Below are 16,939 nucleotides of genomic sequence, written 5' to 3'. Positions count from 1 at the left end.
TTTATGTTTACTCAAAAATTTTATAAAAAAATAATGCATTTACCTTTAATACTCGGGGCTTTTTCACTAACGAGTTTTTGTCATGCCAATGACTTTAAATCAAACCCTGAGTACCAAAACTTTAAACAAAAAACCATGCAAACTTACGGTTTAAGTGATGTTCAAATAGATTGGGCAATGAATGGCGCCAAGAATCTTCCCAATATTATTAATATCATGAATCGTCCAGGTGAAAGTAAACCTTGGTATTCATACAAAACTAATTTTCTATCCGAAGGTACGATTCGTCGTGGTGTTACATTTAAAAGCCAATATGCAGATACATTAAACCGTGCTGAACAGCAATTTGGTGTGCCTCAATCCGTTATTTTGGGAATTTTAGGCGTAGAAACAGGTTATGGCTCAAATAAAGGATCTTTTATTACCCGAGATGCTTTGGCAACTTTAGGCTTTGGCTATGAACGTCGCGCACAATACTTCCAAGATGAACTCGCTGCACTCATTGCTTGGTCTTATAAAGATGGCGTTGCTGCAAACTCAATAGTCGGTTCTTATGCAGGTGCTGTTGGTTATCCTCAATTTATGCCAAGTAACATTCCAAGATTTGGTTTGGACTATGACAACAACGGACATGTCGATTTAAGAAACTCCGCGGTTGATGCGATTGGTTCTATTGCAAATTATTTAGCACAAAATGGTTGGCAACGTGATCAACCAATTGCCTTCCAAGCGCGTTACACAGGTAACAATCCTGATTCCATTATTTCTCAAGATTTAAAACAACCGATCCCTTATGGTGTTTTAAAAACACAAGGAATTACCCCACTTAACCCACTAGTCAAAATTGACGACCTAGATTTAGTGAATGTAATTCAACTTCAAGAAAGCTACGGACCTGTTTATTACATTACTTATCCAAACTTTCAGGTCATCACGACATATAACAAAAGTCGCATGTATGCCACAGCACTATGGCTTTTAGGTACCGAAGTTACTGGTCGTTAAGGCCAGTTTTTTAATCCATACAAATAAAGTCAAGAATTTTATTTGGTTTATTGATTATTTTTTAAGCATAATATATACTCTGTTACATATTTGTTTATTTTTTAATCAAACAAACTACGCTTTTGATACTTTTTACAACTATTTGTAGATTCAGACTAGACACCTTTGTATCTGGATGAATATTATCCTACTCGTCAAATGTAGTTGCAAAAGTGAAAAATTTGGCATCACCTCTACTTTTCAATATCACAAATTATTGAAAATTTAGAAAAAAATGCCTAGGAGTTTAATCAATAATGCATTCTTCGCTGAAATATTTAATAGCCACATCTACTGTCTTATTTAGCTTAAGTCAGTCGCAAGCAGAAATGGTGCAATCTTCATCATTTATTCATGAATCTGAAAATTCAGGTTTAGCTGCTCGTGTGCTTAATAAAGATGCTCAGAATTTTAATTCTCATCTTTCTAATCTTAATAGCCTTTCAATCACCGAACGTTCTGCCGACAAAATTCGTCGTCAAACTATTGCTGCGAAAATTGAAATTCCAGCAGAAGAGCCTTCTGTGATTGAAAAGTTAAACTCTGTTGCTTCAAATACAGTTCGTAAGTTTAGCCAAACAGGTGTTGCTTCTTGGTATGGTCGTCAGTTCCATGGCCGTAAAACAGCAAGTGGCGAAACATTCGATATGAATGCAATGACTGCTGCTCACCGCACATTACCTTTAAACTGCTACATTCGTGTAACAAATAACGCAACAGGTAAAAGTGTCGTTGTAAAAGTAAATGACCGTGGCCCATTCCATGGTAACCGTGTTCTAGATTTATCTTATGGTGCAGCGAAGCAACTTGGCTTTACAAGTGCAGGTCAAACTAAAGTAAGTATTGAGCGCGTAGCAGGTCCAAACTCTTAAATTTCACTTAAAACTATATTTGACAAAAAGCCACGAAAACGTGGCTTTTTTTTAAACTTACAATTACAAGTCAAGATATCTACAACAAAACCCATTAAATTTCGCTCTCTATTCTCACCTACGGTGGTTTTTGATTTTTTTGCTACCTAACTAGCTCTTTTAAAAAATAGAGCTTAAATTTCGCAAAATACAGACTTTTGGTTTTTTAAATTTATTTAATGGTTTTGCCATTATGTTTTAACCATCCATCTGGGTGTTTTTTTCGTGGATCATGATGCGTCCAATGCACAACGCCACCTTTTGCAGAATATTCATATTCGCCAAAAAATTGAACCATATCACCCTTACTCAAATGCTGAAGACGTGATGCCAAATCAATATTATGTGCAATCAAAATAGTCTGCCCACTCTCTAATTCTAAAATAAATTTTTGATGTCTCGAACCCTCATTATCATCGGGTAATATTGCTACAACTTTTCCAACACCTTCAACCTGAACATTACTCAGTTTATTTTTAAACGCATTTTCAATAATGCGCGTTCCACTCTTTTGCGCAGACGAAGTGACTTGTACTACTTTTCGTTCAGAAGGTTTATTTTCGTTGGACAGTTGATCAACAGTATTGTTTTGCTGGATATCGTTTTGCTGAACATCCATACCAAAATATGCAGCAACCAATACTGCAACAACCCCACCTATTGTTAAATTTGCTTTATTCGCCATAAGATTTTCCTATTTTTATTTATTTTAATCATAAAAAAAGCCCCGTATGGGGCTTTTTTTAAATAATTTACTTATTCAGTAAAATTATTTAGCAGCAGCTTGAGCAGCAGCAACTTCTTCTGCAAAGCTCATTTCAACTTTCTTCTCAATGCCTTCGCCTACTTCAAAGCGAACGAATTGAGCAACTGTAGTACCAGTTGATTTAAGAATTTCTGAAACTTTCTTATCGTTGTCAATTACGTACATTTGACGCTCAAGAACAACTTCGTTCAAGTATTTCTCAACTGAACCAGTTACCATTTTCTCTACGATGTTAGCAGGCTTACCTGATTCAATCGCTTTAGCTTCAGCAATTTCTTTTTCTTTCGCGATAAGCTCAGCAGAAACACCTTCAGCATTAACAGCAACTGGGTTGAATGCAGCAATGTGCATAGCCAAACCTTTACCAGTAGCGTCATCACCAGCGTAAGAAACAACAACACCGATACGAAGACCGTGTTTGTAAACTGCAAGGTTGTCGCCTTCAACGATAGTTGCGCGACGCACTTGGATGTTTTCACCGATTTTTTGAACAAGAGCAATACGCGCTTCTTCAACAGTTGCGCCATCTTCAAGTTTCAATTCAGCAATTTGAGCAGCATCAGTTACGTTAGCAGCAAGAGCAGCAGCAGCAACTTTAGCAGAGAAACCAGCAAAGTTTTCGTCTTTAGCAACGAAGTCAGTTTGACAGTTAACTTCTAAAATTAGTGCTTTATTACCCGCTTGAGCAATTGTGATTGCGCCATCAGCAGCAATGTTACCTGCTTTTTTAGCTGCTTTTGCTTGACCAGATTTACGAAGGTTATCAATCGCTAATTCGATGTCACCACCAGCTTCTGTCAAAGCTTTTTTACATTCCATCATTGCAAGACCAGTACGATCGCGCAATTCTTTAACCATGCTTGCTGTAACTGCAGTCATGAGAATCTCCTAAATTCGGTAGAAAATGAATTCTTTTTAGAACAGAAACGGCCCAAAGGTATCCAATGGGCCGTCTGCATACATAACGCTTAGTTTGCCACGATCACATGTCGCAAAAATGACAAGCCTGCGTCAAACGCATTAAGCCTCAGAAGCAGGAGCTTCTTGAGTTTTAGCTTGTGCATTTGCTTGTGATTGAGCATATTCTTTACCAGCAAGAATAGCATCAGCCATAGCAGAAGCATAAAGTGTTACTGCACGGATCGCATCATCGTTACCAGGAATAACGTAGTCTACGTTGTCTGGGTTAGAGTTTGTATCAACGATACCGATTACAGGAATACCAAGGTTTTTAGCTTCTTTGATTGCAATTGCTTCGTGATCAACGTCGATTACGAATAATGCATCAGGTAAACCACCCATGTTTTTAACGCCGCCAAGACCACGTTCAAGTTTTTCCATTTCACGAGTACGTTCTAAAGCTTCACGTTTAGTAAGCTTAAGGAAAGTACCATCTTCAGATTGAGCTTGAAGGTCTTTTAGACGGTTGATTGACTGACGAAGAGTTTTCCAGTTAGTCAACATACCACCTAACCAACGGTGATCAACATATGGTTGACCAGCGCGTTGAGCTTGTTCACGAATGATCGCAGAAGCAGCACGCTTAGTACCAACGAACAATACTTTGTTCTTTTTGCTAGCTAAGTTGTTAACAAAGTTCAAAGCATCGTTTAACGCAGGAACAGTGTGCTCAAGGTTAATGATGTGAATTTTGTTACGTGCACCAAAGATGTATTCACGCATTTTTGGATTCCAAAAACGTGTTTGGTGACCAAAGTGCGCGCCTGCTTGAAGAAGGTCACGCATACCTACGTTGTAATCTGCCATTTTCTTTACCTTAAATGTTTGGGTTAGGCCTCCATATATCCGCATTCTCCACCTTTATAAAAAGGCACCCAGAGATATGTGTCGATATATGTGCGGATTTTATTGCCCCATCGCACAAAGCCCGTGAAATTAATTCACGAAAAAGCATTTGATAAAATGGGCGACTATTTATACCATAGTCACATATAAATTTCCAAAAGTTTTTAAAGATCATGAGCAATACTTACGAAGCACCCCGTCGTTTAATTAAATCTGCGGAAGATATCGAGAAGATGCGTGTTGCAGGTCGACTGGCTGCAGAAGTCTTGGATATGATCAAACCGCATATTGTTCCGGGTGTAAGCACACTTGAACTTGATACGATTTGTCATGACTACATTGTCAATAAACAAGATGCCATTCCTGCATGCTTAGGCTATGGCGCAGCCCCTGGTCGTCCTGCATTCCAACATGTAATTTGCACATCTGTGAACCATGTTGTATGTCACGGTATTCCATCGGAAAGTAAAATTTTGAAAAAAGGCGACATCTTAAATATTGATGTAACCGTGATTAAAGATGGCTTCCACGGCGATACCAATATGATGTACATCATTGGTGGTGAAACATCTATTCTTGCAAACCGTTTATGTAATGTTGCGCAAGAAGCAATGTACCGTGGTATGGCAGTGGTTAAGCCGGGTGCAACAATGGGTGATATTGGTCATGCCATTCAAAAATATGTTGAATCTGAACGTTTCAGTGTAGTGCGCGAATACTGTGGTCATGGTATTGGAACAACTTTCCATGATGAACCACAAGTACTTCATTATGGTCAACCAAACACAGGTATGATTTTAGAAGAAGGCATGACATTTACCATTGAACCTATGGTGAATGCAGGTGTTTGGCAAACTAAACTTTTAGGCGATAAATGGACTGTAGTTACTAAAGACCATAAGTTATCTGCGCAATATGAACACACACTTCTTGTAACAAAAACAGGTGTAGAGGTTTTAACAGCTCGTCCTGAAGAAGATTTATCTCGTTTTAATGTTTAATTTAGAATATTAAATGACAGAAAAATGGTTACTTAGGTAGCCATTTTTTATAACTAAATTTTATTGATTGATCAAATATAATTGATCGTTATTACATCTCGAATCGAATACTATAATTAAAAGCAAAAAATATTCACGGAAGAAATATGTCGAATACTCAATTCTCCAAGCCATTAATCTATATGTTAATTGGTAGTGCCATAATTTTGGCGCTTTCATTGGGTGTACGACATGCTTTTGGTTTGTATCTTGTTCCAATGAGTCATGAATTTGGTTGGGGGCACAATGTTTTTAGCTTAGCCATTGCCATGCAAAACTTAATTTGGGGTGCAGCTCAACCATTTACAGGTGCATTGGCAGATAAATACGGCAGTAAAATTGTTGTGGCTATAGGTGGTTTTCTTTATGCGGTTGGCTTATTACTTATGGCGGTCAGCTCAACAGGATTACTACTCAATTTAAGCGCAGGTTTAATTTTAGGTTTAGCACTTTCTGCAACCTCTTTTTCTGTTTTACTTTCTGCTGTTGGTCGCGCTGCACCACCTGAAAAACGTAGCTTAGCAATGGGTATTGCAAGTGCAGCAGGTTCGTTTGGACAATTTATAATGTTGCCATCGACCCTACTCCTTTTACAAAATATTGGATGGTCTGCTGCATTGGTTGTAAGCGCCATTCTGATTGCATTCATTGTGCCTTTAGCATTCATGCTCAAAGCCCCTGCATATCAAGATCCAACTGCTCAAACATCTGCAAATACTAAACCTGCACTTAGCTTTAAACAAATTTTGGTCATTGCTAAAAATCACAAACCGTTTTGGTTCTTGGCTTTAGGCTTTTTAGTGTGCGGTTTCCAAGTGGTCTTTATTGGTATTCACTTACCCGGTTATTTAATAGATCACGGCTTTAATGCAACAACAGGAACAGTTTTCTTAGCACTTGTTGGTTTATTTAATATTGTCGGAACATATAGCGCAGGTTGGCTTGGTGGAAAATACTCAAAACCTATGCTTTTAATGTGGCTTTACGGATTGCGTGGTGTTGCCATTATCGCTTTTTTATTGCTTCCACTTAGCGTATGGACAGTTTATGCCTTTGGTATCATTATGGGCTTATTGTGGCTATCTACTGTGCCTTTAACCAATGGTATTGTGGCAAATATGTTTGGTATTAAATACCTTTCAATGCTCAGCGGTATTGTATTTTTTACCCATCAAATTGGTTCATTCTTTGGAGGATGGCTAGGTGGCGTAAACCATGATATGACAGGCAATTACAATATGATTTGGATGTTCTCTATTGTATTAAGCATAGTCGGTGTTATCGTACATTTTTGGGTGAACGAGGAAAGTATTGTTCATGACTGATTCATTATTTTGGATGAAATTTCTCATTCGCTGTGGCATTGTTATTCTCTTTGCCATAGCGCTTTCTTTGTGGCTTAAAACCCCTCAATTATTTGAATATTTCAATCAAGCTTTTTGTGCACATTAAGCTTGAATATTCAGTTTTAAATATAAAAACGACATATCTTTAAAATTTCCAAACTTAGCATTTCTTTTAATTTCATATTTCCCATGAATTTGCATACATTCTAAGCAAGATAAAAATGTGAAAAAATAAAATGACCGCTTTAACACAACTTTCTCAAGCAATTAAAGATGCGCCCCGTTGGCATCAAGAAGATCAATTTCAAAACTCAAATGAAATTAAAATTGTGCCACTTGAAAATGAAGCATTAGGTGCTGAAGTGTGGGGACTCGATGCGCGCAAAGCACAATCAGGTGAAACCATTTATAAACTAAAACAAGCGTTGGCTGAACACTTAATTCTCATCTTTAAAAACCAAGTTTTAGATGACGCGCAATACTTGTCTTTCGCAAGTTATTTTGGCCCAATTTTCCGCCCAACAGCAGACAACCCTGTTTTAGGTTATCAAGCAGATACAGGCACACCACCTGATGTTGTTCCAGTTTCCAATGGTGTCGATCAAGGTGATTACACGGGTCATTCTGAGCTTTCGCCACATGCAGATCATCAATGGACACCACAGCCCTCTTTTGGTTCTTTGCTGTATGCCATTCAGCTTCCGCAAGATGGTGGTCAAACCACGTGGTATAACACCATTAAAGCTTATGATGCGTTGGATGATGAAACCAAACAACATATCGATCAGCTTCAACTTATTACGTATAACCCATTTGTACGCGCGCAAAACAATAAAGGCTGGAATAGTAATAAAACAGAAATGCCACATTATCGCTTTAAAGATCAACCAATCATTGGTCATGCGTATGCACATCCGCTTGTACGTACTCATCCTGAAACAGGTCGTAAAGCACTTTGGCTCAATACACGTACTGAAGTTGAATTGGTTAATTATGATGATTTAGCAGGAAGTGAGCTTATTGCTAAATTACGTGAACATTTACTTAAACCCGAATTTCAATATGAACATCATTGGCAAGCGGGAGATATTGTATTTTGGGATAATCAAGTCACGCTACACTCTCGCAAAGCTTTTCCACCTGAACAAAAACGATTATTAAAACGTATTAGCCTTGCAGGTGGTCGACCTTTCTAATAAGTAAGAATCACCCATTAAAATAAAAAAAGGGAGCTAAATACTCCCTTTTTTTGATTAATTCATATCTAAAGTTTTAAATTTTTCTAATAAGAAATTAAGCAATTCCCTTACTGCAGGCAACATTCCTTGTCTAGATGCATAGGCAACATGTATCACACCTTCAGGAAGTTTCCATTCAGGACACAATTCAACAAGCTCACCCGATTTTAGTTCATCTTTCACAAATATTTTGGGTAAAGATGCGATACCAATACTCGCCAATGTTGCAGATTTCATTGCAGAAAAACTATCTGTTTTTAAGCGAGGTTCAAATGGAACTTGTTTAATAACATCGTCTGTTTCATGTCTAAAATCCCAATAATGCTTTGGTCGGTTAAAACCAATCTTTGGTAAAGTCGACAAGTCATCTAAAGTTTTAGGTATTCCAAATTGATTTAATAATGACTGAGATGCAACAAGCACATGTTCCCATGCATCCAAACCTCGTACAACTAAATCACTATCTTCTAAAGGTAGATGACGTACCCGAATCGCTAAATCAATGCCTTGCTCAATAATGTCTATGCGTTCATTGGTTGCAATTAGTTTCACATGTACATCTAAATGCTGTTGCATAAATTCAACAACCATTTTCCCAACAGGAAATTCCACCAAAGCAACAGGACAGGAAATATTGACTGTTCCACAAAGCTCATCTTGTAATGTACTGTGAATAAAATTTTCAGCATCGCTCACATTTTCTAGAATTTTCAAGCAATGTTCATAGAACTGTTGCCCAATTTCAGTCACCGCAAATTTACGCGTATTTCGCTGAATTAAGCGCACAGATAAACGCTCCTCTAAACCACTGATGTGTCTAGAAAGCTTTGATTTTGTAATAGATAAAGCTTCACTTGCCTTACTAAAACCTTGGTATTTTACTACCTGAACAAAATAGTAATAGTCGTTTAAATTTTGCATAATTGTTGCATTTTTGGAATTATCTGTTGAATTAATCGCCCTGTCATTCTTGAACTATACCGCAATAATAAGAGCATAACGATATAAAAATTTAAGGTATTAATATGAATACAATTCAACGTGTATATAGCAGTGATAGAAGCACATGGGTTGGTGATGGCTTTCCAACAAATTCGATGTTACCTATGCATGAAATGGGCAACGCAACAAGTCCATTTCTAGTCATGGGCTATACAGGTGAATACCAATTTTCGCCAACAGATCACCAACGTGGTGTTGGCATGCATCCTCACCGTGGCTTTGAAACAGTAACCATTGTTTATGATGGTGAAGTTGAACATTTCGACTCTAAAGGTAATAAAGGTCAAATTGGCAAAAATGAAGTGCAATGGATGACTGCAGGTAAAGGAATTTTACATGCAGAACATCACTCAAAAGCATTTGCTAAAACTGGCGGTACATTAGACATGGTTCAGCTTTGGGTGAATTTACCTAGTACTGCAAAAATGACCGAACCACGTTATCAAGAGTTAACCGAAGCCAATATTCCTGAAGTTAAGCTTGATGATGAGCACGGTATAGTTCGTGTCATTGCGGGTGAATATACTCAAAATGATCAAACACTCTCAGGCCCTGCTCTAACATTTAGCCCTATGAATGTTTTAGATGTTCGTTTAAATGCTAATACTGAACACAGTTTTGACTTAAATCCAAACTGGAACACAATGATCTTTATTTTAAGTGGTGAAATCAGTGTCGATGGAAAAACATACCATTCCATGCAAACACTTTATGTCAATGCCAATACATCAGCCGTTAAGGTAAATACATTATCTAATGCTAAATTACTCATTTTAAGTGGTGAGCCTTTGAATGAACCTGTTGTTGCACATGGCCCATTTGTCATGAATACAGAGGAAGAAATTCAAAAAGCATTTACTGACTTTAGAAATGGTGATTTTTAATACCATAAAAAGCTCCTCATTTTTAGGAGCTTTTTTATTTCTTAGGTTAAAATTTAATCATTTAGTGATATTGCTTGTTATATCAACCGCGTTACAATTATTAAAATTGCACTGGCATACATAATCAATGGTAAAAATAAAAACCACAATAATGCATATTTATTTGCATTAAATACATTTTTTACCGCAACATAACTCACCCAGCATGAATAAATATTAAAAAATATTAAAATAAGTGCCGAATACATTTCAGGTGATAAAAATGCCTGTTCATAATTTGGATATACAGCTGTTTGCACCAATGTAATTATAACTACAGGAATTGCCATAATAGACAATTGCATAATATTTACTTGACGAATGAGGGTCGATGACTGATTTTCTACACCCGACCATTTCAAGCGCATTTCATACCACCAGCCATAAACAAACCAAATAAAGAATGCAAAAAATATCGCAATAATTGCAGTAAAGCCCCAATATTTAATCCACGTATGAATCAACCAATCATACTTTTCTAGGCTTCCACCATTTAAAACATCATTTTTAATTAATTGACTATCCACCCTATCCATAAAAACGGACATAGCGACAATATATGCAAAGATATATGAAGATTCTCGATTTAAGTGTTTAAAATCACTAAAAAATTGCTTAGGACGAATAAATAATTGAACCAACCGTTTTATACTTGATATAGATTCAGTTGATCTTGGTTCATCAACATTCATTAAGCATCTCCTATTTTTAAATTATAAATTTTCACTTTTATTTAATTCATTATATTCTATATGGGATTAATATTCAGCAATAAAAAACCGCATATTTAATGCGGTTTTTTATTCATCATTTATGCAAATTAGAATAAACGATTCATACCATTTAAAGTTGCTACACGGTACGCTTCTGCCATTGTTGGGTAGTTAAATGTGGTTTCAACAAAATACTTAATCGTATTGTTTCCACTTTGCATTACTGCCTGACCAATATGCACAATTTCAGATGAGTTATTACCAAAGCAATGCACACCTAAAAGCTCTAAAGTATCACGATGGAACAATAATTTAAGCTCGCCTACAGTATCACCCGTAATTTGCGCACGCGCCAAATGACGGAAAGATGCTTGACCTACTTCATACGGAATTTTTTCTTCAGTTAACTGCTGCTCAGTTTTACCAAAGAACGAAATTTCGGGAATCGTATAAATACCTGTTGGAATATCTTTAACAGGTTTAACATTTTCTTCACCGCTCATGTTCGAACCTGCGCAACGACCTTGGTCATATGCAGCAGAAGCAAGCGAAGGCCAACCAATCACATCACCAGCAGCAAAAATATTTTCAACTTCTGTTTGATATTGATCATTCACAGCCAACTGACCACGGCTATTTGGTGTAATACCTACATTCTCTAAGCCTAGACCATCGGTATTACCCGAACGTCCGTTACACCATAAAATGGCATCGGCTTTAATTTTCTTACCGCTTTGCAAATGCAACACAACATGATCATCAAAAGTTTCAAGATGATTAATCTGTTCGTTATGACGAATCAATACACCTTGTTCACGTAAGTGATATGACAATGCATCTGCAATTTCATCATCTAGATAACTCAATAGCTTTTGCTGCGTATTGATTAAATCAACTTTATGATCTAGACCAATAAAGATCGATGCATATTCACAGCCAATAACACCTGCGCCATAAATAATAATTTTACGAATCGAGTAATCTAAATCTAAAATTTTGTCTGAATCAAATACACGTGGATGATTAAAATCTAGACCCTGTGGATGATATGGGCGTGAACCTGTCGCAATAACAAGCTGTTTAAAAATAATAGTTTCAGTGATGCCTTCTTGGCTAAATACCAATACTGTATTTTTATCTTGGATATAAGCACGACCATGAAAAACATCAATTTTATTACGGTCATAAAAGCGTGAATGCGTATCTACTTGTTGTTGAATCACTTTGTGTGCATTACGCAGCACCTGTTTCATGGTGAATTGCTTCCACTCACCAACTTTTTGGAACATCGGGTCACGTTGATAACGAATGATACTAGACACAGTTTGACGTAATGCTTTACTTGGGATAGTCCCTACATGTGTACAGTTACCACCTAGTTGTTCACGTATATCGATAATTGCAACACGCTTGCCTGACTTGGCAAGTTTCATCGCAGCACCTTCACCGGCAGGGCCTGAACCAAGGACTACAGCATCGTATTTCACGAAATTCCCACTCACGACCTCTTTTTTACGCGCCATTCAATGCTCCTTAATCAAATTCATCTTTAATCATTGCCATATTATGACTGATATTATTTCAAATTGGTGTATTTAGCTCACACATATTATGTGATAACAACATTTATTAAATGAATACCGTTTTCCCCCTATTTAAAACGAACTTCGCTATAATAAAGCTATATTTTTGTATATCTCCTCATATTAAAACAGTGGAAAAGTTGCATATGTCAGAAAACCGTAAACCAGAACAGGGTGTCAAACTTCGTGGTGCAGAAAAAGTCGCTCGCATACCTGTAAAAGTTATTCCTACGGTTGAAACACCGCGTAAGCCAGATTGGATTCGTGTAAAAATGGCTGCGCCTGATGAAGTTCAGCGTATTAAAACGACTTTACGTGCTCAAAAACTTCATACCGTTTGCGAAGAAGCAGCTTGCCCAAACTTACCTGAGTGTTTTGGTGGTGGTACTGCAACCTTTATGATTATGGGTGATATTTGTACACGTCGTTGCCCTTTCTGTGATGTTGCACATGGTCGTCCAAATGCCTTAGATCCAGATGAACCACGCCATATGGCAGAAACCATTTCAAATCTTGGTTTAAAATATGCAGTGATTACTTCTGTAGACCGTGATGATTTATTGGATGGCGGTGCTCAGCATTTTGTTGACTGTATTAAAGAAGCTCGCGATCTTAGTCCAAAAACACTATTAGAAATTTTAGTTCCAGACTTCCGTGGTCGTATGGATATTGCACTTCGTATTATGACGGAATGCCCTCCTGATGTATTCAACCACAACATTGAAACTGTGCCACGTTTGTACAAAGCAATGCGCCCAGGTTCTGACTATCAACATTCATTAAACCTATTAAAAATGTTTAAAGAATACTGCCCAGATGTTCCAACAAAATGCGGTTTGATGGTCGGTATTGGTGAAACAGAAGAAGAAGTGATTGCACTACTTGATGATTTACACGCACATGGTGTGGACTACATCACGATTGGTCAATACTTACAACCATCAAAAGAACATGCACCTATTGATCGCTTTGTAACACCAGAAGAATTTGAACGCTACACAGCACATGGTCAAAAATTAGGTTTCCGTAATATTTGGGCAGCACCTATGGTTCGTTCAAGCTACTTTGCAGATCGTCAATATTATGGCGAACCTGTTCCTGTTGTACGTCGTAAAGCTGATCCTGCTAAAAAAATTGCAGTTCAAACAATTGAAGCTTAAAACAAAGAAATAAAAAAAGCCCTCACTTGAGGGCTTTTTTTATTTAAACGAATTTAGAGCATGAACCAACTCTTCATTAAATTAATTCCAATGCACATTAAAATTATAATAAAGCTCTTTAACTTCAAATCGAACGATATACCCCAATTCAGTCAAATTCGAAGTCAAACAACGGATTTCACTTAAAGTTAAATGTTTAGGTAAAACAGTAAAAACAGCCGTATTTCCACTTTCAGCATTATCTTCAATTAACTGCGCTAAATGTTGCTTATATATACTTATATCGTAACTTATATTTTGTGCAAAATTTTTTTCTTTATCAACATTCAAAAAAACCGACATATTCTTAAATTCATAACATACTAATTAATAAGAAGAATAATTTTTGATTAAATTCCATACAAGTTAGTAACTGTAAGGTTCTGTTACTTTATGCATCTGATATATTTTTAGCATTTACTCAAGTAAACTTTCATTTTACACACATTTCATTATCATTTTCAGCTGTAAAAAGCCGTTATAGCGGTCTTTTAACCAAATGATATAATCGAGTACTAGCCCAATAAACAATTTATTCTAATATTTATATTATCAATATGAAGATTAGCCCATATTATTCATCAATAATAACATACAAAAACCTCTAAAAAGTTTACTCTAAATTACACTCTAAATCACAACCCCTTCTACTTAATAGATATTGGACTATTAAGAATAAAGAAATAATTAAGTTATACGCTCTTAATCTCTTGTTTTTTAAAATAACTAATTGCTTATTTACTGTTTTAACTTTTAATAATAATTGTTATCATTATCGTTACCAATTTTCACATTCACCTACATCCGATATTCCACTTATGAATAGCTCACAAATAGATGCCATCTCTACAATGCCTGTTTCTAGCTCATCGTTAGCAAAAACCAAGGCAAAGCCATCCATTTTTACGTATCGATTAATGATTTTTTACCGCTTTGCACTCGCACTTGTGGGTGGATACGCTCTTGCTACGCTCTCAGCTATTGTCATTGCACAAACTTTTTCTGAAGACCGAGGTAATGCAGCCATGAGTGCAACATTAGTTGCCTTTACGCTTTGGGCATGTGCATTTATTTGGGTGTTTATGGTGAATAAAACACTAAAAGCGAGCTTAGGCATCATTATTCCAAGCATTTTATTGTTTACAGTTTATTATTTTTTAGGGAATTAACATGCGTGTAGATGCAAAACAGGAAGGTCCTCGCCAATCTATGGCTTGGCTACACACATGGGCAAGTCTAATTTTAGGTTGGTTGCTTTATGCAATTTTCCTTACAGGAACATTAAGTTTTTTTCAAAATGAAATTACTGTTTGGATGAAACCAGAACTTCATCAATCTGTCCCGCAAGAATCTCAAATTCAACAAACTCAAGTCGCTTTAAATTACTTACAAAAAAATCACCCAGATGCGGGTAGTTGGAGCATTCAACTTCCAAACTCACGCCAAAACACCACACAAATTACAATTCGGGAACAAGGTGAAGACCCACGTGCACGTCGTGGTGGAACTCGAATTGCAATTGATAGTGCAACAGGTGAACGCTTAGAAGCTCGAGAAACTCGTGGTGGCAGTTTTCTTTATCGTTTCCATTTTGAACTTTATGGCATGCCTCGTATTTGGACACGCTGGTTTATTGGAATAGCAACCATGTTTATGTTGGTTGCTATTATTAGCGGTATTATCACCCATAAAAAAATCTTTAAAGATTTCTTCACATTTCGCTCAGGCAAAGGACAACGTTCTTGGCTAGATGCGCATAATGCAACGGCTGTTTTTGCCCTACCCTTTCATATTATGATTACCTTTAGTGGTTTGCTTTTACTACTATTCACAATTATGCCTTGGGGAATAGAGCGCATATATGAAAATCGTGGTGCATTTTTACAAGAACAAAACCGTGCCCTCATTGAAGAAAATAAACCGCGTTCTGAAAAATCTGAAAGATCTCATTCAGAGAATACTCAACGAGATGGGCGTTCGGCAGATCAGCAACAAGTGCGTGGCGACGGTGATAAAGCAGCTCAAAATAACCGCGAAAACATGAGTGAACCACGCGGTGAATCTAGAATGAATCGTGGTGAATCTGCTAGAAATGGTGGTGAGGTAAGAAACAATCATGGTGAATCTGGTGAAAGTCGTGGTGAGCGACGTCGTGGACGTGAAAAAGCAGAATTAAAACCTGCTGAACTTGTCAATATTGCACCTATTGTGAGTGAAACTCAAAAACAATGGGGTTCTAATCCTATTGGAACCATTAATATTATTGCGCCAAATACCAATCAAGCCAAAATTGAACTTCGTGCATTAAATGGTAAAAGTGTTGCTTATCGTAATGTTTATGAAAGTTTAGAGTTTGACGGCGTTACAGGTAAAAACATATCGGATGAAAATACTCGCTTAAAAAATCCTTCTGTTCCTATGGGCATTTATAATGTTGTCACAACATTACACGAAGCTCGTGGCGTAGATTTAGCTCTACGTTGGCTTTTATTCTTATCAGGTATTGTTGGCACAATGATGGTGGCAACAGGTTTAATCTTATGGTGTGTAAAACGTGCCCCTCAACAGCAAAAGCAAGGTTACAAATCTTTTGGATATCGTGTTGTTGAAGTAACAAACATTGCCGCAATTATTGGTTTACCTATTGCATGTGCTGCATATTTTTACGCCAATCGTTTTATTCCTGCCGATATGGAAATGCGTTTAAATTGGGAAATCCGTACATTCTTTATCGTGTGGTTAATCACTCTAATTTATCCAATATTCCGTACACATCGCCAAGCTTGGTTAGAACTTTTAGTTCTTGCAACTGCCCTTTTTGCCTTATTACCTATTCTTAACTTTTTGACAGGTGGTCAAGCAATTTGGAACACCATTGCAAATGGTCAGTGGGTCATTGCAAGTTTTGATTTAGCAATGTGGGTTTTGGCAATTTTGTTTTTCTTTTCTTATCAAAAAGTTAAAAAGCATCAAGGTATAGGAAAGAAAAAAACGAATAAGACTGCAACATCAGTGGAGTCTAAAGCATGATGAGTTTTCTCTTGATTTGGTCTTTAAGCAGTTTAGGTTTTGTTTCTTTGGCTGCATCGATGTCTAAACATCAAAAGCAAATTTTTGCTCAAGAACTTGACGCATCTAAAGGTCATTTAGCACAAGTTTGTGGTTGGATTTTACTTGCAATCTCACTGGTATTGAGTGTAAGTCCAAGTACTTTAAGTAATGGCATCAGTTATTGGATGGGTGTTTTAACATTCTCAGCTCTAGCTGTTGGACTTTGCTTGAGTTATTACAGCCATAAAATGAAATTATTCACGTTAATTCTAGGATTTATTGTGATTTTGAGCGGAGTATTCCACCTCATTTAGAAA

Annotated in this window: 17 protein-coding genes; 10 read left to right on the top strand and 7 right to left on the bottom strand. The window is 36.9% G+C overall.

The features are described 5' to 3' along the window. Nucleotides 1-3: 3 nt before the first annotated feature. Nucleotides 4-1,005 carry a lytic murein transglycosylase B gene (gene mltB / locus GTK57_RS10570; RefSeq protein WP_152874259.1) on the top strand — a complete coding sequence of 334 codons (1,002 nt, stop codon included), beginning with the start codon at nt 4-6 and terminating at the stop codon, nt 1,003-1,005. A 296-nt stretch (nt 1,006-1,301) separates the two neighbouring features. Next, nucleotides 1,302-1,916, top strand: a complete 615-nt coding sequence (locus GTK57_RS10565; RefSeq protein WP_152874260.1) for a septal ring lytic transglycosylase RlpA family protein — start codon at nt 1,302-1,304, stop codon at nt 1,914-1,916. A gap of 211 nt (nt 1,917-2,127) precedes the next feature. Here GTK57_RS10565 and GTK57_RS10560 read toward each other — a convergent pair whose 3' ends face one another. The 3 genes from GTK57_RS10560 to rpsB form a co-directional block, all read right to left on the bottom strand. Beyond that, on the bottom strand, nt 2,128-2,640 hold the full coding sequence (locus tag GTK57_RS10560; protein ID WP_163123389.1) for a DUF3465 domain-containing protein: 513 nt from the start codon (nt 2,638-2,640) through the stop codon (nt 2,128-2,130). 84 nt (nt 2,641-2,724) lie between these two features. Further along, the gene (tsf, locus tag GTK57_RS10555; RefSeq protein ID WP_152874262.1) at nt 2,725-3,600 is read right to left on the bottom strand and encodes a translation elongation factor Ts; all 876 of its coding nucleotides are present in this window, start codon (nt 3,598-3,600) and stop codon (nt 2,725-2,727) included. 141 nt (nt 3,601-3,741) lie between these two features. Next, a complete protein-coding gene (rpsB, locus tag GTK57_RS10550) occupies nt 3,742-4,488 on the bottom strand; it encodes a 30S ribosomal protein S2 (protein ID WP_152874263.1) in 747 nt (248 codons plus the stop codon). 212 nt (nt 4,489-4,700) lie between these two features. Here rpsB and map point away from each other — a divergent pair, with 212 nt between their 5' ends. The 3 genes from map (at nt 4,701) to GTK57_RS10535 (ending at nt 8,109) form a co-directional block, all read left to right on the top strand. Then, nucleotides 4,701-5,528 carry a type I methionyl aminopeptidase gene (gene map / locus GTK57_RS10545; RefSeq protein ID WP_163123386.1) on the top strand — a complete coding sequence of 276 codons (828 nt, stop codon included), beginning with the start codon at nt 4,701-4,703 and terminating at the stop codon, nt 5,526-5,528. Nucleotides 5,529-5,674: 146 nt separating this feature from the next. Continuing rightward, on the top strand, nt 5,675-6,892 hold the full coding sequence (locus tag GTK57_RS10540; protein WP_152874265.1) for an MFS transporter: 1,218 nt from the start codon (nt 5,675-5,677) through the stop codon (nt 6,890-6,892). A gap of 257 nt (nt 6,893-7,149) precedes the next feature. Then, nucleotides 7,150-8,109 (top strand): TauD/TfdA dioxygenase family protein, encoded by a 960-nt coding sequence (locus GTK57_RS10535; RefSeq protein WP_163123382.1) that lies wholly within the window; start codon nt 7,150-7,152, stop codon nt 8,107-8,109. A 57-nt stretch (nt 8,110-8,166) separates the two neighbouring features. Here the strand turns inward: GTK57_RS10535 and GTK57_RS10530 are convergent, their stop codons facing one another. Continuing rightward, complete coding sequence (locus tag GTK57_RS10530; protein WP_163123379.1) at nt 8,167-9,072, bottom strand: LysR substrate-binding domain-containing protein; 906 nt, start codon at nt 9,070-9,072, stop codon at nt 8,167-8,169. Nucleotides 9,073-9,176: 104 nt separating this feature from the next. Here GTK57_RS10530 and GTK57_RS10525 point away from each other — a divergent pair, with 104 nt between their 5' ends. Next, nucleotides 9,177-10,037, top strand: a complete 861-nt coding sequence (locus GTK57_RS10525; RefSeq protein ID WP_152874268.1) for a pirin family protein — start codon at nt 9,177-9,179, stop codon at nt 10,035-10,037. Between the two features lie 77 nt (nt 10,038-10,114). Here the strand turns inward: GTK57_RS10525 and GTK57_RS10520 are convergent, their stop codons facing one another. Next, nucleotides 10,115-10,768, bottom strand: coding sequence for a YIP1 family protein (locus GTK57_RS10520; RefSeq protein WP_163123376.1), 654 nt, complete (start codon nt 10,766-10,768; stop codon nt 10,115-10,117). Nucleotides 10,769-10,896: 128 nt separating this feature from the next. Beyond that, nucleotides 10,897-12,312: a Si-specific NAD(P)(+) transhydrogenase gene (gene sthA, locus GTK57_RS10515; RefSeq protein ID WP_152874270.1), complete on the bottom strand. Its 1,416-nt coding sequence runs from the start codon at nt 12,310-12,312 to the stop codon at nt 10,897-10,899. 206 nt (nt 12,313-12,518) lie between these two features. Between sthA and lipA the strand changes: the two genes are divergently transcribed. Then, complete coding sequence (gene lipA / locus GTK57_RS10510; RefSeq protein ID WP_152874271.1) at nt 12,519-13,532, top strand: lipoyl synthase; 1,014 nt, start codon at nt 12,519-12,521, stop codon at nt 13,530-13,532. A gap of 81 nt (nt 13,533-13,613) precedes the next feature. Here the strand turns inward: lipA and GTK57_RS10505 are convergent, their stop codons facing one another. Further along, entirely contained in the window at nt 13,614-13,874 is a 261-nt protein-coding gene (locus tag GTK57_RS10505) for a hypothetical protein (RefSeq protein ID WP_152874272.1), read from the bottom strand. A 515-nt stretch (nt 13,875-14,389) separates the two neighbouring features. Between GTK57_RS10505 and GTK57_RS10500 the strand changes: the two genes are divergently transcribed. Genes GTK57_RS10500 through GTK57_RS10490 form a run of 3 tightly spaced genes read left to right on the top strand, consistent with a single transcriptional unit; the run spans nt 14,390 to nt 16,936 of the window. Next, entirely contained in the window at nt 14,390-14,740 is a 351-nt protein-coding gene (locus tag GTK57_RS10500) for a hypothetical protein (protein ID WP_152874273.1), read from the top strand. Nucleotide 14,741: 1 nt separating this feature from the next. Continuing rightward, nucleotides 14,742-16,601, top strand: coding sequence for a PepSY-associated TM helix domain-containing protein (locus tag GTK57_RS10495; RefSeq protein WP_163123373.1), 1,860 nt, complete (start codon nt 14,742-14,744; stop codon nt 16,599-16,601). Continuing rightward, a complete protein-coding gene (locus tag GTK57_RS10490; protein WP_163123370.1) occupies nt 16,598-16,936 on the top strand; it encodes a DUF3325 domain-containing protein in 339 nt (112 codons plus the stop codon). Before GTK57_RS10495 ends, GTK57_RS10490 begins: the two co-directional genes overlap by 4 nt. The last annotated feature ends 3 nt before the right edge of the window (nt 16,937-16,939 follow it).

Origin of the sequence: Acinetobacter portensis (genome assembly GCF_010646905.1) — a bacterium.
GTDB classification, from domain to species: Bacteria; Pseudomonadota; Gammaproteobacteria; order Pseudomonadales; family Moraxellaceae; genus Acinetobacter; species Acinetobacter portensis.
This window is presented reverse-complemented; position numbering and strand designations above follow the sequence as displayed.

Excerpts from the sequence above, each read along its gene's own strand:
- mltB (WP_152874259.1), top strand. The coding sequence starts at position 4 with ATGTTTACTCAAAAATTTTATAAAAAAATAATGCATTTACCTTTAATA.
- GTK57_RS10565 (WP_152874260.1), top strand. The coding sequence starts at position 1,302 with ATGCATTCTTCGCTGAAATATTTAATAGCCACATCTACTGTCTTATTT.
- GTK57_RS10560 (WP_163123389.1), bottom strand. The coding sequence starts at position 2,640 with ATGGCGAATAAAGCAAATTTAACAATAGGTGGGGTTGTTGCAGTATTG.
- tsf (WP_152874262.1), bottom strand. The coding sequence starts at position 3,600 with ATGACTGCAGTTACAGCAAGCATGGTTAAAGAATTGCGCGATCGTACT.
- rpsB (WP_152874263.1), bottom strand. The coding sequence starts at position 4,488 with ATGGCAGATTACAACGTAGGTATGCGTGACCTTCTTCAAGCAGGCGCG.
- map (WP_163123386.1), top strand. The coding sequence starts at position 4,701 with ATGAGCAATACTTACGAAGCACCCCGTCGTTTAATTAAATCTGCGGAA.
- GTK57_RS10540 (WP_152874265.1), top strand. The coding sequence starts at position 5,675 with ATGTCGAATACTCAATTCTCCAAGCCATTAATCTATATGTTAATTGGT.
- GTK57_RS10535 (WP_163123382.1), top strand. The coding sequence starts at position 7,150 with ATGACCGCTTTAACACAACTTTCTCAAGCAATTAAAGATGCGCCCCGT.
- GTK57_RS10530 (WP_163123379.1), bottom strand. The coding sequence starts at position 9,072 with ATGCAAAATTTAAACGACTATTACTATTTTGTTCAGGTAGTAAAATAC.
- GTK57_RS10525 (WP_152874268.1), top strand. The coding sequence starts at position 9,177 with ATGAATACAATTCAACGTGTATATAGCAGTGATAGAAGCACATGGGTT.
- GTK57_RS10520 (WP_163123376.1), bottom strand. The coding sequence starts at position 10,768 with ATGAATGTTGATGAACCAAGATCAACTGAATCTATATCAAGTATAAAA.
- sthA (WP_152874270.1), bottom strand. The coding sequence starts at position 12,312 with ATGGCGCGTAAAAAAGAGGTCGTGAGTGGGAATTTCGTGAAATACGAT.
- lipA (WP_152874271.1), top strand. The coding sequence starts at position 12,519 with ATGTCAGAAAACCGTAAACCAGAACAGGGTGTCAAACTTCGTGGTGCA.
- GTK57_RS10505 (WP_152874272.1), bottom strand. The coding sequence starts at position 13,874 with ATGTCGGTTTTTTTGAATGTTGATAAAGAAAAAAATTTTGCACAAAAT.
- GTK57_RS10500 (WP_152874273.1), top strand. The coding sequence starts at position 14,390 with ATGAATAGCTCACAAATAGATGCCATCTCTACAATGCCTGTTTCTAGC.
- GTK57_RS10495 (WP_163123373.1), top strand. The coding sequence starts at position 14,742 with ATGCGTGTAGATGCAAAACAGGAAGGTCCTCGCCAATCTATGGCTTGG.
- GTK57_RS10490 (WP_163123370.1), top strand. The coding sequence starts at position 16,598 with ATGATGAGTTTTCTCTTGATTTGGTCTTTAAGCAGTTTAGGTTTTGTT.